The sequence below is a fragment of the Novosphingobium mangrovi genome (assembly GCF_022818885.1).
Lineage (GTDB): Bacteria > Pseudomonadota > Alphaproteobacteria > Sphingomonadales > Sphingomonadaceae > Novosphingobium > Novosphingobium mangrovi.
Genome location: NZ_JALHAT010000040.1, coordinates 42920 through 61117, shown reverse-complemented (window position 1 = coordinate 61117; position 18198 = coordinate 42920). Strand labels below are relative to the sequence as shown.

The following is an 18198-nucleotide window of genomic DNA, read 5'->3' as shown; positions in this document are numbered from 1 at the left end:
GCCGGAGCCGGGCTGCGCAGGGCCGCCACGGCCAGAAGACCCAGCGCGACCAGGGAGGCCAGTGTCGCCCCCACCGCAAGGCCCCAGGCGCCGCCTGCCGTCAGTGTCAGGACCAGCGCAAAGCCCAGCGCCGCCCAGCCCAGCGCGACCGCAGGGCGCGGGCCGTTCCAGCCCATCCGCAGGAGGACAGGGCCTCCCGCAGAGAGCACGAAGCCGGTCGACAGGAGAAACGCCGAGGCCATCAGAAGCTGACGCCGAGCGTGCCACGCCAGGTGCGCGGCGCGTCGTAGAGCCCCTGCGCGAACTGGATGCTCTGCCAGTACTTGGCGTTGGTGAGGTTATCGAGGTTGAACCCGAGCGAGATATTGCGGGTCAACTGGTAACGCGCCATCAGGTCGACCACGGCGTATTCGTCCTGGACCGCGCCATCGTTGGTGATGCGGCTCTGGTAGCGGACCGAACCGCCCAGGCGCAGCGCGTCGAGCACGGGCGGAGTGTAGACCGTGCTGAGGCATACGGTGTGGCGCGGAATGAAGGTGCGCGCGTCGATCCCGTCCTTGTCCTCGATATCGACATAGGCATAGCCGCCGGTGAGCTGGAGGCCCGGCAGGAGTTCGCCCGAGACGTCGAACTCGACCCCGCGCGAGGAATTGTCGACCTGGATATAGGCGTTCTGGACCGAGTTCTCGACCAGTTCGCCGGTGGCCTCGGCCACGTTCTGCTGGTCGGTCTTGAAGACGGCGATGGCGGCATTGAGGCGCCCGTCGAGCCATTCGCCCTTGATCCCGGCCTCGTAGGTCTTGCCCTCGAGGGGATCGAGCACCGAGCCGTCGCGGCGCATGTTGATCTGCGGGTTGAAGATCGTTGCGTAGCTCGCATAGGCGCTGAGCGAGCCGGTGAGATCGACCGTCAGGCCCGCGAAGGGCAGGAGGCGCGTCTTGGCGAAGTAGTTGGGGGTGCCGTAGGACTGGCCTTCGCGCTCGGTGCGCGTGACGTTGCCGCCAAGGAGCAGATGGACCGGATCGGCGAGCGAGAGGCGCAGCGTGCCGTACCCGCCGTACGTCTTGGTCGTGTAGGCGGCCTGGAGGCTGTACGCACCGAAGTCAGGGCGCGCGAAAGCGCCGCCAAAGGCTTCTTCGGGGGTGAGCGGAAGGTTCGTCTGCGCGGGCGCGTCGGCCTCGTCCTCGCGCAGGTGCGCCTCGCCGTAGTTCGCGCCCAGCACCAGCTCGTGGCTGCGCCCGAACAGGGTGAAGTTGCCCTTCAGGTGCGCGTCGAACGTGGTCTGGGTATGGCGGTCGATGTAGGCGCCCGGCCAGGAGTAGAGGCCGTTGCCGTCTTCGTCCTGCGCGCCGTAGAGGTAGAAGAGTTCCGCTTCCATCGTGCGCACGCGGCGGAAGACCGAGACCTTGCCTTCCCATCCGTTGCCGAAGTCATGGGTGATGTCGCCGAACAGGTCGCGGCTGATCGAATGCCAGCTGGACCAGGGCTGGGCCGTGGTGATCGAGCGGTCGTACTCGAGCATGTCGCCGTTCGCATCGAGGAAAGGAACGCCGCCCCAGGTCACGCCGGTCGGGTCGTTCTCCTGCCAGCCGTAGCCGACGGTGGCAACGGTGTTGGGCCCGAGATCGGCCGAGAGCGTGCCGTAGAGCGTCAGGCGGGAATCGTGGTAGAAATCGAGATGGCTCTCGCCGTCCTCGTAGGCGCCCACGAAGCGCGCGCGCACGCCGCCGTCCTCGGTCAGGGCCATGTTCACGTCGACATCGCCGCGCACGCGGTCGAAGCGGGCGTAGGCGAGGCTCGCATGTCCGCCGGTCTGGCGGCGCGCACGCTTGCGCACGTAGTTGACCGCGGCCGACGGGTTGCCCGTCAGCGAGGTCAGGCCGCTCGAGCCGCGCACGACCTCCACGCGCTCGAAGGTGGCGGTGTCGACCGCGCCGATCTGGAGGCCGGAAGGCAGCGGCTGGCCCACGCCGTCGTACTGGAAGTTGATGATGTCGAAGCCGCGCGCGTTGTAATAGGTGCGCGTCGTCTCGGCGCGCTCGACGTTCACGCCGGGGGTCATCAGCAGGACATCGTTGATCGTGTCGAGGTTGAAGTCCTCGATCTGCGCGCGCGAGACGACCGTGGTCGCCTGCGGGGTCTCGCGCAGCGAAAGATCGAGGCGGGTCGAGGTCGACTGGTCGTCCACCGTGTAGTCGTCGTAGACCGCGCCTGTCACGATGATCCTGTCGCCAGGGGCGGCGTCGGCGTCAGTGTCCTCGGCCCGGGCGGTCGTCGCGCTGAGGGCGGCAAAGGTGGCAAGCGCGCCGAAGGCGCAGCTGCGCAGAAGCGGTGACCGGCCGGAGCGACGCACCTCCTTTGCAGATTCCTTCACCAGATATGCCCCACGCATCGCGGCCATTGCTCGAGTCCTTATAATGAGAATGAGTTGCATTAACTTTATTGCCGCGAATTAGCACGCGCTGGCTCACTGTCAAGCCGTGCAGGACATGGCGGTTCGGGATGGGGGGGCGCTCAGGCGCGGATGCACCGGTGTCGAAGGCGCAAGGCCAGCAGCCGTTCGGGGCCGGCGCATGCCAGAGAAGGACGGTGGCTCAGGGGCGTGAAAACGCCGTCAAACCGCGGGGGACGGGCGCTCGAAAAGGGCGAGGAGGTCGACGAACTCGGCGCGGATCTGGTCGCAGGTGTCGTAGGACGGGAACAGCGCGTGACGGCGAACCTGGCCAAGCGTGAAGTCGGAGAACAGCGCGCCTTCGGTTGCGGTTATCGTGCGCTGGGTGCCCACCAGCGATTGCAGCAGGCCGCGGCCGGTGCGGCCACGCAAGTAGCGCAACTGACGGCCGAAATGGGACAGGGCCGGGTCGCGGGCAACCGCGAGGAACAGTTCGTTGCGCGCTCTCTCGCGCGTGGCGCTGGAGATGCTGTCGGCCATCGCGTGGATCACGGCGTCGAGATCAGCAGAGGCGAAGCTTCGCGGGTCGAGCTTGTCGACCATTGCGCTGTAGGCGCCTTCAAAGGCGGCTCCCAGCAGTTCCGACTTGGTCGGGAACTTGTGAGATACCGTGCCCAGCGTCAACTCGGCGCGGCGGGCCACGCGGCGGTGGGTGAGGTGGGGGCTCCCTCCCTCGGCCAGGACCTGCTGCGCGGCCACGACGATGCGCCGGGCCGTCTCGTCACGCTCGGGAAGCGCGGGCATCGTCTCCAGGGCGAGCGCACGGGTATGGTCACGCCATGGGGTTGGCGGTGGCGGGGTGCCCGCGAGCCAGCTGCCCAGCGTACGCGCCAGTTCGCCCAGCGCGGCCTGGTCAATGGCGCGGTGCCAGCGCATCAGGTGAAACATGCTCTCGGTATCGAAGATGCGCTTGGTGATCACGTGGCCGTGGGCCACCTGAAAGTGGGCGCAGGCCTCCCGCCAGAACTCGTACCAGAGCCGCTGCCAGGCCTGGGCCTCACCGTGAATGAGGTCTTCGGTATCGGGGACGGAATCGCATTCGCGCCAGGCAAAGGCGAGATGGCGCTGCGCTTCGCACCACGCGTCGATCACATGCGCGAAGAAGCCGCCGAACGCTTCGGGGCTGGCGGGAAAGTCGCCGATGGCTTCGAGCAGGGCGGCGCACCAGTTCTCCGCCTCATGGCGTGCGCGTTGCTGCGCGCAGACAAGAAGTTCCTCAAGCGAATCGAAGTGATGGTAGATCGAGGAGACCGGCACATCGGCCAGCGCGGCCAGGCGGCGGGCCGAGATGCCCGCGGAGCCTTCAATCTGCCATTGGTTCAGGACAGCCGTGATCAGGCGGTCCTGCGTGGGGTGGGGGGAGAGTGCCAGGGTTGCCATTGCAAATCATTTTCTGCCGAATTTGTACGGCAATTGGCAAGTCTTATTTGCAGATAGCCCTAACTGTTAACAAAAGCTTCTCAGGCGTTCTCAGGCCGGGGTGTCCTCGGTGTTGCGCATCCAGTCGGCGAGCTTGGCCATGGCGTTGCGGATGGCCTCGCGGGCGGGCGGGTCGGCGATACATTCGTCGAGCGCGCCGTTCATGCACAGCATCCACTGGTCGCGCGCGGAATTGCCGATCGGCACCTTCATATGCCGCATGCGCATGCGGGGATGGCCCTTCTCGCTCGAATAGAGGGGCGGCCCTCCCAGCCATTCGGTGAGGTAGTTCTGGAGCATGAGGGTCGTGTGGCCGAGATCGGCCGGGTGCAGCGCGCGCAAGGGCTGCGCCTCCTCCAGCGTGTCCATGCGCTCGTAGAAGCGCACGACCAGCCGGTCGATGACCGCCTTGCCGCCGACGCGTTCGATGATCGGCTGCTCCTGGCCTGCGGTCTCCTCGCTCATGCGCCTTCGTCCCCGGCGGGCACGGAGAGGAAGGTCTCGAAGCCTTCGAAACGCGGCGGGCCCAGGTACTTGGGCTTGCTCTCGGAGGCCTGCGAATGCGCCTCGCGGAAGGCCTCGCTCTTCGTCCACGCCTCGAAATCGGCGCGGCTGCGCCACACCGTGTGCGAGGCATAGAGCGTGTGATCGTCGGCCGCTTCGCCGCGCAGCATGTGAAAGCCCTCAAATCCGGGCACTTCGTCGAGATAGGTCTTGCGGTTTGTCCAGAGCGCCTCAAAGGCCTCTTCCTCGCCCCGCAGCACCTGGAAACGGTTCATCGCGATGAACATGATCGTACCTCCTTGGCTGGGATCGGGCCTTACCCCATGGCGACGGCTCCCGAAAGGGGACGCGATGTCCTCCCCCGGTTCCTCCCCCCGCAGGAGGCGCCCGCCTGCTTTCCCGGGCCGGTACATAGGCAATCTTGCGATGGCACCCGCGCGCAAAGGCGTCTATGGCGCGGCCATGATCCGACTTTCCGACCTTGCCCTGCCGCTCGACCATGCGAGCGAGGACCTCGAGGCAGCCGTCATCGCGCGCCTTGGCCTGGCTGCGGGCGAACTCCAGCGCCTCGCCATTGCGCGGCGCGGCAACGACGCGCGCCGCAAGAACGCCATCAAGCTCATCTACACGCTGGACCTGCAACTGGCCGACGAGGCGGCTATCCTCGAGCGCTTTGCCGATGATCCGCATGTGCGCGCCACGCCCGACACCAGCTACAAGTTCGTGACCAGGGCCCCGGCGGACTATTCGGGGCCCCGCCCGGTGGTGATCGGGGCGGGCCCGTGCGGCCTGCTGGCAGGGCTGATCCTCGCGCAGATGGGCTTCAAGCCGATCATCGTCGAGCGCGGCAAGGCGGTGCGCGAACGCACCAAGGACACCTGGGGGTTGTGGCGCAAGTCCGTCCTCGATCCCGAGAGCAACGTCCAGTACGGCGAGGGCGGCGCGGGCACCTTCTCGGACGGCAAGCTCTATTCGCGCATCAAGGATTCGCGCCACCTGGGCCGCAAGGTCCTGACCGAATTCGTGAAGGCGGGCGCGCCCGAGGACATTCTCACCGAGGCCCACCCCCATATCGGCACCTTCCGCCTCGTCACCATGGTGATGTCGATGCGCGAGACGATCGAGAAGCTGGGCGGCGAATACCGTTTCAGCACGCGGGTCGACGATTTCGAACTGGAGACGGGACAGGACGGCGTCCAGAAGATCTGTGGCCTGCATCTCTCCACTGGCGAGTTCCTCCCCGCCAGTCACGTCATCCTGGCTGTCGGACACTCCGCGCGCGATACCTTCGAGGTGCTCTACAAGGCGGGCGTTCACGTCGAGGCCAAGCCCTTTGCGATCGGTGTGCGCATCGAGCATCCGCAAGGCTGGATCGACACCGCGCGCTATGGGCCCAACGCGGGCAACAAGATCCTGGGCGCGGCGGCCTATGCGCTCTCGCACAAGTGCTCGAACGGGCGCACCGTCTACTCGTTCTGCATGTGCCCGGGCGGGCGCGTGGTGGCCGCGACCTCGGAAGAGGGGCGCGTCGTCACCAACGGCATGAGCCAGTACTCGCGCGCGGAATTCAACGCCAATTCGGGCCTCGTCGTCGACATCAGCCCCGAGCGCGACTTTCCCGGCGACGTGCTGGCGGGCGTGGCGCTCCAGCGGCGTCTGGAAGAACTGGCGTTCAAGGCCGGGGGCTCGAACTACAAGGCACCGGGCCAGAAGCTGGGCGACTTCCTCGAAGGAAAACCTTCGCGCGAGTTCGGCGTCGTGACCCCAAGCTACCAGCCCGGTGTCCACCTGACCGATCTGGCCGAGTGCCTTCCCGATTTCGTGATCGAGGCGATCCGCGAGGCGCTGCCGGTCTTCGGGCGGCAGGTGCCGGGCTACGACCACCCCGACGTCGTCCTGACCGGGGTCGAGACGCGCACCTCCTCGCCCGTGCGCATCACGCGCGGGCGCGACTTCAACAGCCTCAATACCCGCGGGCTCTACCCGGCGGGTGAGGGCGCGGGCTATGCAGGGGGCATCCTCTCGGCCGCGGTCGATGGTATCCGTGTCGCCGAGGCGCTGGCGCTCGACCTGGTCGGGGCGGCGGAGACGGCAACCCCGTGAGCGATACCTACGATGCGATAATCCTGGGCGCAGGCGCAGCGGGCCTGTTCTGCGCGCGCGTGGCCGCCTTGCGCGGGCGACGCGTGCTCGTCCTCGACCATGCCGAGAAGCCGGGCAAGAAGATCCTGATTTCGGGCGGCGGGCGCTGCAACTTCACCAATATCGACACGCTTCCAGAGCGTTACCTCTCAAACAACAAGCACTTTGCGAAGTCGGCGCTGAGCCGCTTCACCCCGCGCGACTTCCTCGACCTGGTCGAGGCGCACGGCATCGCCTGGCATGAAAAGACGCTGGGCCAGCTGTTCTGCGATGGCAGCGCGAAGCAGATCGTCGAGATGCTGCTGGAGGAATGCGCCAGGGGCGATGTCACGGTCCACTGCGGGGATGCCGTTGCCAGCGTGGAGCGCAGCGACGAGGGCTACACGGTGCGATACGGTGCGGCCCAGGCACAGGCTCCTTCGCTCGTGATCGCGACGGGCGGGCCCTCTATCCCGAAAATGGGGGCGACGGGCTTTGCCTATGATCTGGCGCGCCAGTTCGGGCTCAAGGTGGTCCAGCCGCGCCCCGCGCTGGTGCCGCTGACGCTTCCGGCCGACGAGGCGCTCTTCCGCGAGCTTTCGGGCGTGGCGACCGAGGTCGTCGTGACCTGCGGCAAGACTGCTTTTCGCGAGGCCGCCCTGTTCACGCACCGGGGGCTTTCGGGTCCGGCCATTCTCCAGATTTCCAGCTACTGGCAGCGCGGGGACACGGTTCACATCGACTTCCTGCCGGGGCAGGAGAGCGGCTGGCTCAAGGCCGCCAAGCGCGCGCGGCCCAGGGTCGCCTTGCGCAAGGTCCTGGGTGAAGCGCTGCCCGACCGCCTGGCCCAGGCACTGGCCGAGCGGCTGGCGTTGACGGGAGAATTGGGCAACCTCTCCGACAAGGCTCTGGACACGGCCGAAGCGCAGCTTGCGCGCTGGCCCTTTGTTCCGGACGGCTCGGAAGGCTTTGCCAAGGCGGAAGTGACCGCAGGGGGTATCGACACCGCCGGGCTTTCCTCCAAGACGATGGAGGCGCGCAAGGTGCCCGGGCTCTACGCCATTGGCGAGGCGGTCGATGTCACCGGGTGGCTGGGGGGCTACAATTTCCAGTGGGCCTGGGCCAGCGGGTTTGCGGCCGGAGAGGCGATCTGAGCGGCTTCAGCGCGTGTAGAGCGCCGGAAATTCGCGCTTGAGCCTGGCCACCTTGGGCTTGTCCCAGCGCACGATATAGGCGTTGCGCGGGTTCTTGCGGGCAAAGTCCTGGTGGACGTCCTCGGCCTTGTAGAAGGCCCCCTGTTCGAGCTTGGTGGCGATCTTGCGCCCGAAGGTGCCCGCGCTGTCGAGCTGGGCGATGTAGCTGCGCGCCATTTGCCGCTGAAGCGGGGTCTGGGGAAAGATCGCCGAGCGATAGCTGCGCCCGACATCGGGTGTCTGGCGGTTGAGCTGCGTGGGATCGTGGGCGACGGCAAAGAAGACGTGGAGGAGCTGGCCATAGCGCACTTCCTCGGGGTCGTAGACGATGCGCACGGCTTCGGCGTGGCCGGTCTTCTCACTGGCGACGCGGCGGTAGTTGGCGTCCGCGCGGGTGCCCCCCGCATAGCCCGAGGTGACTGTGCGCACGCCTTTTACATGTTCGAACACGGCTTCCACGCCCCAGAAGCAGCCGCCGGCGAAGACCGCGGTCTGGAGGCCGCTGGGGACCGGGCCTGCCTCACGCGGTGGGGGCGGCAGGTCCTGCGCCGTGGCGCTGGAGCGGAAGGTGAAGACGGCCGCTCCGGCAAGGGCGAGCAGGCATGTCGCGGGCAGCGCGAGTGAGAGCGCATAGGGGCGGTCCGCGCGGGGAGGCTCCCGTTCCGGCGGTCTCGGCGATGGTGTCACGTCCACTCTCCCGCTTGCGGCCGCGCGGCGCGGCTATGGGGAGGGAACGTGGAAACGGCCCGCTGCGTTCCCGACAGGTGTTCCGGCGCCGGATCAGAGCGCGCGCAGGATCAGAGCGCGCGCAGGATCGCCTCGCGGGCAGCGGGATCGCCGTCCCAGTTAAGGGCTTCTGCCAGAAGCGCAATTGCAACGTCGCAGCGGGGCGCATCCTCGCCCTCGTTCTGCAGGGCCTCGCGCACGGCCGTGTCAGGAAGGCCGGTGCGCGCGATGATCGCGTCGATGAGAGCGCCTGGAATGGGCACCGAGGTATCCTCCTCGCCCCGGCTCTCGGCCAGGAGCGGGGTTTCGGCAAGGCGCGCGGCCGCGGCCCGTTCGCGCGCGCGCAGCGGCTCGGCAAAAGCAGATGCCTGTTCGGGCAATTGCCCTTCGTGGAGCAGGGCGAGACAGGTGGCCGGGGCCATCTCGCGGGCGGCGCGCAACTGGTCGAGGCGCAGGCGCATGGCCGCCTCGCGCGCCTCTCCGCTTAGGGTGTGGCCCTTGGCGTGAGTCGCCGCGCGCACGAGGTTGACGGCCGCGCGGGTGGCACCTTCCGCGCCGCCCCCGCTGTCCAGACTGGCGCGCACTTGCGCGACGATGCGCCGGGCCAGTTCGGCATCGCGCTCCCAGAGCCAGGCCAGGTCATGGCCCTGTCCCAGGCTCTCGGCAACTGCGGTCTCGACGTATTCGCCAAAGAGCGTGGGGCCCGGACCGTCCTCGGCAAGTTCGATCTGTGTGCCATCGGGCAACTCGTAGCCGGGGGACCCGAAGGGCCAGGACAGCCCCAGCAGGTTGGCAAGAAGCGCGAGCCAGCACAGTCCCAGGACCACGCGCGGCCAGATCACCGGACGGTTCCACGAAGCGATCCGGCGCGGGTCCAGCTCGTCTTCCAGGTGCGCGAAATTCGCGCGCAGGCCCGAGAGCACGAACTGCACGTCATCGCGCGAGGCGCGCAGCCAGCGGAAGGGGCCGGCGGGCCCCTTGCGGTTCAGTTCGCGCCAGGCCGCGTGATAGCGGTGCCCGGGGGCTTCCACGCGGGCGCGGAATCGCGCTCCGCGAAGGCGCGCACCGATGAAGCGCACGGCGGGGCGCGCATCGAAGCGGTGCCACTCCTCGTGCCAGCCGAACGCCTGCGTTGCCGTTTCGAGCAGCGGAGCCGAACGTGGCCAGTGGGTGGCAAGAAGGCCCGCCAGCCAGTCTTCGACCTGCTCCTGCCGGTCGATCCCTTCCGAACGGGCTTCGCCGATCGCGGCCTGCAAGGCGCGCAGCGCGACGATGCGTTCGGGCTCGGCCAGTTCGGGGGCATCGCTTTCGGTGAGCACCGCCTCGAGCCGCTCGCAGGCACTCTGTCCCGGGATCAGGCCGAGCGCGGCCTCGATTTCGCCGTAACCCGAAAGGGTGGGCGCGGCGAGGCTCTGGTGCGGGCCAAGCTCCAGCGTGGCGGCAATCGGCGTGTCGGCCGGCGCATCGGGAAAGATCGTCTCGAAGCTGGGGCGCCCTGGGGCAGGCTCGGGTGTCTGCGGTGCGGCGCGCACTGAGCCTTCGCTGAGCGGGCGCAGCAGGCGCGGGGCGGCCAGCGGCCAGAACCCGGAGCTGGACGAGGAAGCGGCCTCATCCCCCGGCACCGGATCCCCACCGTTTTCGGGCACGTCGCGAAAGACCGGCGGCGAAACGGCGTCCTCGGGCGCCTCCCTGGCCAGCGCCAGCGCCTGGTCGCGCGCGCTGCGAAGGCGCGCGTAGCCTTCAACCTCGGCGTCGATGTCCATGGCCTTGACGGCGGCGGCATAGGCCTTGCGGATCGCCTTGCGGTCGCTGGTCGGGGCGATGCCCAGCGCCGACCAGGGGAAGGTCTCGCTCATAGCGGAGAACTGCCCTCGATGGCGTCGAGCTGCGCGCTGAGGCGGTCCCTGGCCTCGGCGATGAGGCGGGGTTCCTGGGTGTCGAGGATACCGGTGAACCGGGTGATCGCGCGGCCCAGGTTCTGGCGGACCGGCCCGATATGGTCTTCGTAGCAGCGCTCGGCGCGCGCGAGCAGCGCCATGTTGGCCGCGTCCTCGCGCGGGTGGAACTTCAGCGCGGCCAGCGCCTCGCGCCGGGCGGCTAGGCTCTCGGGACCCTCGCGGTCTTCCTCATCCAGGATGACGAGGTTGTGGCGGCTGTCGTCGAGCGGGATGTGCAGGTCCACTTCGAGAAGACCCGAACTGTCGTAGGAAAAGCGCACGTCGACATCGACTTCACCCGCCGGGCGGGCGGGCACGGGAATGCGGATTTCGCCGAGGCGAATGTTGCGCGCGACCTCGCGCGCCTCGCCCTGGTAGATGCCGAACTCGATCTGCTTCTGCCCGTCCGACAGGGTGGAGTAGGACTGCACGCGGCTGACGGGTACGGGCGTGTTACGCTCGATGATGGGGGAGAACAGGCCCTTCTGGAGTCCCCCGTTGGGGCTGGGCTCGGCCACTTCGACACCCAGCGTGTAGGGGCATACGTCCGTGATCCGCACTTCATCGAGCGCGGCATCGCGGGCGGCCAGGCCCGCCTGGATCGCCGCGCCGAGCGCCACTGCGTGGTCGGGGTGGACGGCGGCGTTGGGGAAACGGCCAAAGAGGCGGGTGATCGCCTTGCGCACGGCGGGCATGCGGGTCGCCCCGCCCACCAGCACGATCTCGGAGAGGTCGTGTGCGGCGATGTCGCTGTCACGAAGCGCGCGCACGATGGGATCGCGCAGCCGGTCGAGGAGCGGCGCGCAGGCCGCTTCGAATTCGTCCTGTCCGACTGTGACGGAGAGCTGCGTCTCGCCATCGAGCGTGACGGTGAAATCGGCCTTAGCGGCGCTGGAAAGGGCCTTGCGGCAGCGCTCGGCGGCGCGGGCAAGGAGCGCCTCGCGCCGTGTCTCGGGAAGCCCGGCAAGGCGGCCTTCGGGATCGAGGTGCGGGGCGGTGAGCGCGATCAGCGCGCGGTCGAAGTCATCGCCGCCAAGGCGGTTGTCGCCCGCCGAGGCGCGCACTTCCACGATGCCCTCGAACATCTCGACAATGGAAACGTCGAAAGTGCCTCCGCCCAGGTCAAAGACGAGAAACGGCTCGCGGTCGCCCTTGTCCTGGAGGCCGAAGGCGAGCGCGGCGGCGGTCGGCTCGTTGATGAGACGGCGCACGGTGAGCCCGGCCAGCTCGCCCGCCTGGCGCGTGGCCTTGCGCTGGCGATCGTTGAAGTAGGCGGGCACGGTGATGACCGCCTCGGTGGGGCGGGTGCCGGTCTCGGCGGCGATATCCTCGACAAGCGCGCGCAGGACCAGCGCGGAGAGGTCCTCGGCCCGGAATTCGCGGCCGGCAAGGTGGAACAGGGTGTTCGTGCCCATGGCACGCTTGAAGCTGGTGGCGGTGTCGGCGGGATGGGCCGCGCGGCGATCGCGCGCGGGCGTGCCGACCCAGGTCGCGCCCGCAGCGTCACAGCTTACAGCCGACGGGGTCAGGAGCGCGCCATCGGCGCCCGCCGGGATCAGCCGGGCGGCTCCCTCCTGCCAGATCGCCGCTGCGCTGTTGGTCGTCCCGAGGTCAATCCCGATCAGCATGCGACATCGAACATGGGTCTTGGCAATTCCTGCTCATGGGGTCCGTGCGCCGTCGAGCCCATCCGGGGCGGCGCTTGCTCGAGGCTGTCTAGCGTGGGGCGCCCGGCACCGGAAGGCATGGTCTGCCCTTGCGGGCGAGATTGCCGCGAAGCGATGCCGGGAAGACACGCCGAACGGTGAGCGTGGCCCGAAAATGGCGCCTCAAGACTTGCTTGCCAAACTAACGCGTAGAATCCCGAAGGATGAGCGTGGGGGCCATGACCTCGCTCGGCGCCGGTTGACCCGCGATCCGTGCCTTGAGCTTTTCGACCATCAGGTGCGCGCCGGTCTGGATCTCCTGGCGCAGGGTGGAAAGCGGCGGGAAGGTCTGCGCGGCGAGCGGGAGGTCGTCGAAGCCGATCACCTGCACTTCGGAAGGAACCTGGTGCCCGTTCTCGAACAGGACGCGCAGCGCCGACATCGCGATGAGGTCCGAAGCGGCGACGATGCCGTCGAATTCGATACCGCTACCATAACCGAGCGCGGAAGAGACCTCTTCAAAGACCTGTTCGTGGGCCATGTGGACCGGGAGGTGGGTGACGGTGAGGCCTGCCGCGCGCGCAGCGGCCAGCGTGCCCTCGAAGCGCTTGGCGATCTCGATGCCGACCGTGCTGCCCAGGAACGCCAGGCGACGCGCGCCGCTCTTGATCAGGTGCTCGGCGGCGAGGCGCCCTCCCTCGAAGTTGTCACTGCCCACCGAGCAGTGGATCTGCCCTTCGCGGTGATGCCCCCAGACGACCATCGCCGGGTAGTGGCGGGCCACCCGCTCGATCGTCTCGAACTGGTTGGACTGGCCGATCACGATGACCCCATCGACCATGCCCGAACCGGTCATGCGCTCCAGCCAGTCGCTTGTCTGGTCGGGGATCGCGCGGCTGAGCATGAGGTCATAGCCGCTCTCGGTCAGTTCGTCCGCAAGAGCGCCCAGCAGAGTGAGGAAGAAGGGGTCGGAAATATGCTGGCGTTTGTCGTGCCCCAGGGGAATGACCACCCCGATCACACCGGTGCGGCGCGAGCGCAGCTTGCTGGCCATCTGATTGGGCCGGAACCCGTGCTTGCGGGCCAGCGCCTGGATCCGCTCACGGGTCTCGGCATTGACCAGCGCCTTGCCGGCCAGCGCCCGCGACACCGTGCCCGCCGAAACGCCCGCCAGGCGAGCGAGGTCGGCGAGAGTGCGCACCTCGATCTCTTCGGTGAGGGCGAGTTCGGAAGAATCCGCCTCGGCCTCGTTCCTCATTTTTTCCACCATCGTGGGCATTTGTAGCACCCTATTGGTCAGTCGGATAGATACGCGACGCTATTTCTTGCGATTCTGTCGCAAAAAGGCGGAAACGCTGGGGTTCCCCGATAGAAAAATGGTTACGCCTCCGGCCATCATGATGAATCCAGCTATTACAATCGCTTGCGATGGTTCGCTGCCCAGCAGGTGGCGGTAGAGCAGCGGCATGGTCACGGTCTCGGCGAGCATGGGGACCACGATGAAGAGGTTGAACAGGCCCATGTAGATGCCGATCCGGTGCGCTGGCAGACAGCGTGCAAGCAGGGCGTGGTTGTTGCCCATGAGGGCGGCCCAGCCGATCCCGATGCCGACCATGGCCAGAGCCAGCGAGGTCACCGATCCCGCCCGGGCCAGAAGGAGCATGGAGAGGCCGCTCAGGGCAAGGCAGCTCGCATGGACGGGGCGGATCGGCCAGCGCCGCAGGAGGGGGATCAGGGCGAGCGCGGCGGCAAAGGCGATGGCGTTGTAGAGCGTGCCCAGTTGCTGGGTGAGCAGGATCGCCTCGCGGTAGGCGTCGGACGCCGGGTCGTGGGTGCCCATGAGGCGGCGCGCGATGGTATCGAGCCAGAACTGCCAGAACACGAACATCGCGTACCATTGGCACAGCATGGGAAGCGCCAGGCGGCGCATGGGCGCGGGCATGGTGCGCAGCGCCGTCCAGATTTCGGCAAGGAGCGGGCGGCGGGGCAGACGGACCAGCGCCTCACGTTCGCTGGGGGAGAGGCTGGGTTCAGGCACGCGCAGCAGAGAGTAGAGGATCGTGGAGAGCGTTATCACCGCGCCCGCACCAAAGGCGATGCGCACGGTCAGCGGCACGCCGTTGGCATCGACGAGACGGTGGTCGATGAGCGCGGCGAGCGCCCAGGGCAGGAGGTAGGCCAGCGTTTGCGCGGCGCCGGTAAAGGCGCTCTGGACCAGGAAGCCACGCGGCAGCTGGTCGGGCGGCAGGCGGTCGGCCACGGTTGCGCGGTAGGGTTCGAGCACCAGGTTGTTGGCCGTGTCGAGCACCCAGAGCAGGGCGACCGCGACCCAGAGTGCGGGGGCCAGCGGCATGGCGAGCAGGCTGGCCGCAGCGAGCACGCTGCCTGCCGCCAGAAAGGGCGTGCGCCGCCCGAAACGCGAGGTGGTCCGGTCGCTGAGCGCGCCGACGAGGGGCTGGACGAGCATTCCGGTCACGGGGCCCGCGATCCACAGGAGCGGCAGTTCGCCTTCCTCGGCGCCAAGGCTGCGGAAAATGGGCGAGGTGTTGGCGACCAGCAGGCCGAAACTCAGTTGCAGGCCGAAGAAGCCCAGGTTCAGTTCGACGATACGGGCAAGCGAAAGCCGGGTCTTTCCCTGGGCCCCGCTCGCGGTGTCGGCCATCGCACGGCCATCGGGCCGCGCCGGACCTTGAAACCATCTGCCTGGCCCGTGTGGTGGCCATGCCCGCATTTTGCGTCCCCTCCCAGCCTGTGCGATGGCTACAATCGTTATTGCCTACCAAGGTCTGGTGCGGGCGAGGCTCCGTAGAGCTACGTGTTTGGCTCCGATTACGAGCCAATCGCACGGGGCGGCGGAGGCGGTTCAGGAAGGAAAAGGCGCGTGCACAGGTTGGCGGGAATCGAGCTGGGCGGGACCAAGACGGTCGTGGTGCTGGGGCAGTCGGGGCGGATCGACGAGCGTGTCGAGTTCGGGACCCGCGATCCCCAAGCCACTCTGGACGAGGCGCTCGAGGTTCTGTCCGGTTGGCAGGACGCGCGGGCGCTCGATGCTCTGGGGATTGCGAGCTTCGGCCCGATCCGCCTCGATGCGCGCGCCACCGACTACGGACGCATGCTGGCAACCCCCAAGCCGGGGTGGAGAGGGGCGGATGTGCGTGGGTCCTTTGCGAAGGAACTGGGCTGCCCGGTCGGGCTCGACACCGATGTGAACGGCGCGGCGCTTGGCGAATACCGGCATGGCGCGGGCAAGGGCTGTACCAGCCTTGTCTACGTGACCATCGGTACAGGGATCGGGGGCGGTGTGCTGGTCGAAGGCCATCAGCTCCACGGCAGCCTGCACCCGGAACTGGGGCACCTGCGCCTGCGCCGGGCGCGCGGGGACAGTTTTGCAGGCGCTTGCCGCTTTCACGGGGACTGTGTCGAGGGGCTGCTGAGCGGCCCTGCGCTCGCCGCGCGCCTGGGCTGCCATCCGGGCGAGGTGCCTGCGCACGATCCGCGCTGGGAGGTGATCGCGCAGGATCTTGCCGAACTGCTCGTCCACCTGCTGCTGACACTGGCGCCGCAGCGGATCATCGTGGGGGGAGGGGTCTCCCATCGCCAGCGGCATCTGCTGACCCGCGCGATCGACCATGTGCCGCATCTGCTGGGTGGCTATCTGGAGGATGCGACGCCCGCCGTTCTGGCGCAGCGGATCGTGCTGCCGGCGCTGGGAGACGATGCGGGGCCGACGGGGGCCCTCGAAATCGCGGCCCGGGCGCTTGCGCAGCGGCCCGGGCACGCGGTTTAGGTCAGGTCCGCGCTCTCTACCAAGCTGCAGTGATGCTGGTGCACCAGCAGCCTGGAACGCTCAGGCGCCGCGCGGGCTTGATCAAAGCGAGCCGATGGCGAGGAAGCGTTCCTCGCGCTGGCGCACGAGCGCCTCGGCGCCGAGCTTGGACAGCTTGGCGAGTTCCTTCTCGATAGCGCTGGCCAGAGCCTTCGCGGTCTGGGCCGGATCGCGATGGGCGCCGCCCAGCGGTTCCTCGACGATGCCGTCGATGACCTTGAGTTCGAGGAGGTCCTGCGCCGTCACCTTCATCGCGGTGGCGGCGTCCGCGGCCTTTTCGGGCGTGCGCCACAGGATCGAGGAGGCACCCTCGGGCGAGATCACCGAGTAGACCGAATGCTCGAGCATGAGCACCTTGTTGGCTGCGGCAATGGCGACCGCACCGCCCGAGCCGCCTTCGCCGACGATGGCGGCGACCATCGGCACGCCGAGCGCGAGGCAGGCCTCGGTCGAGCGGGCGATGGCTTCGGCCTGGCCGCGTTCCTCGGCCTCGATGCCGGGGAAGGCGCCCGCAGTGTCGACAAGCGTGACGACCGGCAGACCGAACTTGGAGGCCATCTCCATCAGGCGGATCGCCTTGCGATAGCCTTCGGGCTTGGCCATGCCGAAGTTGTGCTTGACGCGGCTCGCCGTGTCGTTGCCCTTTTCGTGCCCGATGAGCATGACGCGCTGGCCATTGAGGCGGGCAAAGCCGCCCAGGATCGCGCAATCCTCACCATAGAGGCGGTCCCCGCCCAGCGGCACGAAGTCGGTGAAGGCCATCTCCACGTAGTCGACGAAGTGCGGGCGCAGCGGGTGGCGGGCGACCTGGGTCTTCTGCCAAGGCGTCAGCTTGCCGTAGGTGGAGGCGAGCATGGCCTCGCTCTTGGCCGCGAGCTTGGCGATCTCGGCCTCGATGTCGATGTCGCTGCTGCCGTCCTGGGTCGCGCGCAGCTCGGCCACGCGGGTGTCCAGTTCGGCAATCGGCTTCTCGAAGTCCAGGTAGGATTTCATCGGTTTGGTCATGCTTTCGCTTAGCCGGCGCGCTTGGCCAGCCACTCCTCGAGCCACTTGATGGTGTATTCGCCCTCGTTGAACTCGGGGTCCTCCACCAGGGCCTGGTGCAGCGGGATCGAGGTCTTGGGACCTTCGATCACCATTTCGCCCAGCGCGCGCTTGAGGCGCATGATGGCGCCCGCGCGGCTGCGACCCGACACGATCAGCTTGCCGATCATCGAATCGTAGTAGGGCGGGATCGAATAGCCGGCGTAGAGCCCGCTATCGACGCGCACGTTCATGCCGCCTGCGGCGTGGTAGTTCGAGACCTTGCCGGGCGAGGGCGTGAAGTTCCAGGGATCTTCCGCGTTGATGCGGCACTCGATGGCGTGGCCCTTGAACTCGATCGCGTCCTGCGTGAAGGAGAGCGCCTGGCCATCGGCAATGCGGATCTGCTCGCGCACCAGGTCGACGCCGGTGATCGCCTCGGTCACGGGGTGTTCCACCTGGAGACGGGTGTTCATCTCGATGAAGTAGAACTCGCCCTTTTCCCACAGGAACTCGATCGTGCCCGCGCCGCGGTAGCCCATGTCGGCCATCGCCTTGGAGACGATCGCGCCCATGCGGTCGCGCTCCTCGGGGGTGATGACGGGCGAGGGGGCTTCCTCGAGGACCTTCTGGTGGCGGCGCTGGAGCGAGCAGTCGCGCTCGCCCAGGTGGACCGCATTGCCTTCGCCATCGCCGAAGACCTGAAATTCGATGTGGCGCGGGTTGCCGAGGTACTTTTCCATGTACACGGTCGCATCGCCGAAGGCGGCGGCGGCTTCCGAGCGGGCCTGGCCCATCTGGCTCTGCAGTTCCTCGGCCGAGTTCACGACCTTCATGCCGCGGCCACCGCCGCCCGAAGCGGCCTTGATGATGACCGGGTAGCCGATCTCCGCGGCCAGCTTGCGCGCCTCGTCGAAGTCCTCGATCGCGCCGTCCGAGCCGGGCACCAGCGGCAGGCCGAGGGCCCCTGCGGTGCGCTTGGCCTCGACCTTGTCGCCCATCGTGCGGATGTGCTCGGGCTTGGGGCCGACCCACTTGATGCCGTGGCTTTCCACGATCTCGGCGAAACGGGCGTTCTCCGAAAGGAAGCCGTAGCCGGGGTGGATCGCATCGGCATCGGTGATCTCGGCGGCCGAGATGATCGCGGCGACGTTCAGGTAGCTGTCCTTGGCGGCCGGTGGACCGATGCACACGGCATGGTCGGCAAGGCGGACATGCATGGCATCGGCGTCGGCGGTGGAGTGCACCGCGACGGTCTCGATGCCCATTTCCTGGGCGGCGCGGTGGATGCGAAGCGCAATCTCGCCGCGGTTGGCAATCAGGAGGCGTTTAATGGCCATGGAAACGCTCT

General features: G+C 67.9%; 14 protein-coding genes and 1 pseudogene. 3 read left to right on the top strand and 12 right to left on the bottom strand.

The genetic code is table 11. The features are described from left to right. From MTR65_RS17215 to hmuQ, 5 genes and pseudogenes are all read right to left on the bottom strand, one after another. Positions 1-242 (bottom strand): annotated as a pseudogene (locus tag MTR65_RS17215) (hypothetical protein); the annotation flags it as partial. Then, positions 242-2353, bottom strand: coding sequence for a TonB-dependent siderophore receptor (locus MTR65_RS17210; protein ID WP_243802383.1), 2112 nt, complete (start codon positions 2351-2353; stop codon positions 242-244). The gene MTR65_RS17210 and the pseudogene MTR65_RS17215, both read right to left, overlap by 1 nt. Positions 2354-2614: 261 nt before the next feature. Beyond that, positions 2615-3832, bottom strand: a complete 1218-nt coding sequence (locus MTR65_RS17205; protein ID WP_243802381.1) for a TetR/AcrR family transcriptional regulator — start codon at positions 3830-3832, stop codon at positions 2615-2617. A gap of 90 nt (positions 3833-3922) precedes the next feature. Next, the gene (locus tag MTR65_RS17200; RefSeq protein ID WP_243802378.1) at positions 3923-4336 is read right to left on the bottom strand and encodes a group II truncated hemoglobin; all 414 of its coding nucleotides are present in this window, start codon (positions 4334-4336) and stop codon (positions 3923-3925) included. Beyond that, positions 4333-4662, bottom strand: coding sequence for a heme-degrading protein HmuQ (hmuQ, locus tag MTR65_RS17195; protein ID WP_243802376.1), 330 nt, complete (start codon positions 4660-4662; stop codon positions 4333-4335). The genes MTR65_RS17200 and hmuQ overlap by 4 nt, the downstream gene beginning before the upstream one ends. Positions 4663-4837: 175 nt before the next feature. Between hmuQ and MTR65_RS17190 the strand changes: the two genes are divergently transcribed. Both MTR65_RS17190 and MTR65_RS17185 read left to right on the top strand, forming a co-directional pair. Next, positions 4838-6478 (top strand): NAD(P)/FAD-dependent oxidoreductase, encoded by a 1641-nt coding sequence (locus MTR65_RS17190; RefSeq protein WP_243802374.1) that lies wholly within the window; start codon positions 4838-4840, stop codon positions 6476-6478. Further along, positions 6475-7650, top strand: a complete 1176-nt coding sequence (locus MTR65_RS17185; RefSeq protein ID WP_243802372.1) for a BaiN/RdsA family NAD(P)/FAD-dependent oxidoreductase — start codon at positions 6475-6477, stop codon at positions 7648-7650. The genes MTR65_RS17190 and MTR65_RS17185 overlap by 4 nt, the downstream gene beginning before the upstream one ends. A 6-nt stretch (positions 7651-7656) precedes the next feature. On the opposite strand, the gene msrA is transcribed toward MTR65_RS17185, so the two are convergent. The 5 genes from msrA to MTR65_RS17160 form a co-directional block, all read right to left on the bottom strand. Further along, positions 7657-8304, bottom strand: coding sequence for a peptide-methionine (S)-S-oxide reductase MsrA (gene msrA / locus MTR65_RS17180; protein ID WP_039394926.1), 648 nt, complete (start codon positions 8302-8304; stop codon positions 7657-7659). 182 nt (positions 8305-8486) lie between these two features. Beyond that, entirely contained in the window at positions 8487-10271 is a 1785-nt protein-coding gene (locus MTR65_RS17175; protein WP_243802370.1) for a hypothetical protein, read from the bottom strand. Next, positions 10268-11980 carry an Hsp70 family protein gene (locus tag MTR65_RS17170; protein ID WP_243802368.1) on the bottom strand — a complete coding sequence of 571 codons (1713 nt, stop codon included), beginning with the start codon at positions 11978-11980 and terminating at the stop codon, positions 10268-10270. Before MTR65_RS17170 ends, MTR65_RS17175 begins: the two co-directional genes overlap by 4 nt. Positions 11981-12200: 220 nt before the next feature. Further along, positions 12201-13256: a LacI family DNA-binding transcriptional regulator gene (locus MTR65_RS17165; RefSeq protein ID WP_243802366.1), complete on the bottom strand. Its 1056-nt coding sequence runs from the start codon at positions 13254-13256 to the stop codon at positions 12201-12203. A gap of 60 nt (positions 13257-13316) precedes the next feature. Beyond that, complete coding sequence (locus MTR65_RS17160) at positions 13317-14660, bottom strand: MFS transporter (protein WP_243802364.1); 1344 nt, start codon at positions 14658-14660, stop codon at positions 13317-13319. 219 nt (positions 14661-14879) lie between these two features. On the opposite strand from MTR65_RS17160, the gene MTR65_RS17155 reads away from it, so the two are divergent. Continuing rightward, positions 14880-15785 carry an ROK family protein gene (locus MTR65_RS17155; RefSeq protein ID WP_243802361.1) on the top strand — a complete coding sequence of 302 codons (906 nt, stop codon included), beginning with the start codon at positions 14880-14882 and terminating at the stop codon, positions 15783-15785. 81 nt (positions 15786-15866) lie between these two features. On the opposite strand, the gene MTR65_RS17150 is transcribed toward MTR65_RS17155, so the two are convergent. Continuing rightward, entirely contained in the window at positions 15867-16817 is a 951-nt protein-coding gene (locus MTR65_RS17150; RefSeq protein ID WP_226638325.1) for an acetyl-CoA carboxylase carboxyltransferase subunit alpha, read from the bottom strand. A gap of 20 nt (positions 16818-16837) precedes the next feature. After that, positions 16838-18187 carry an acetyl-CoA carboxylase biotin carboxylase subunit gene (accC, locus tag MTR65_RS17145; protein ID WP_243802359.1) on the bottom strand — a complete coding sequence of 450 codons (1350 nt, stop codon included), beginning with the start codon at positions 18185-18187 and terminating at the stop codon, positions 16838-16840. Positions 18188-18198: the final 11 nt, after the last annotated feature.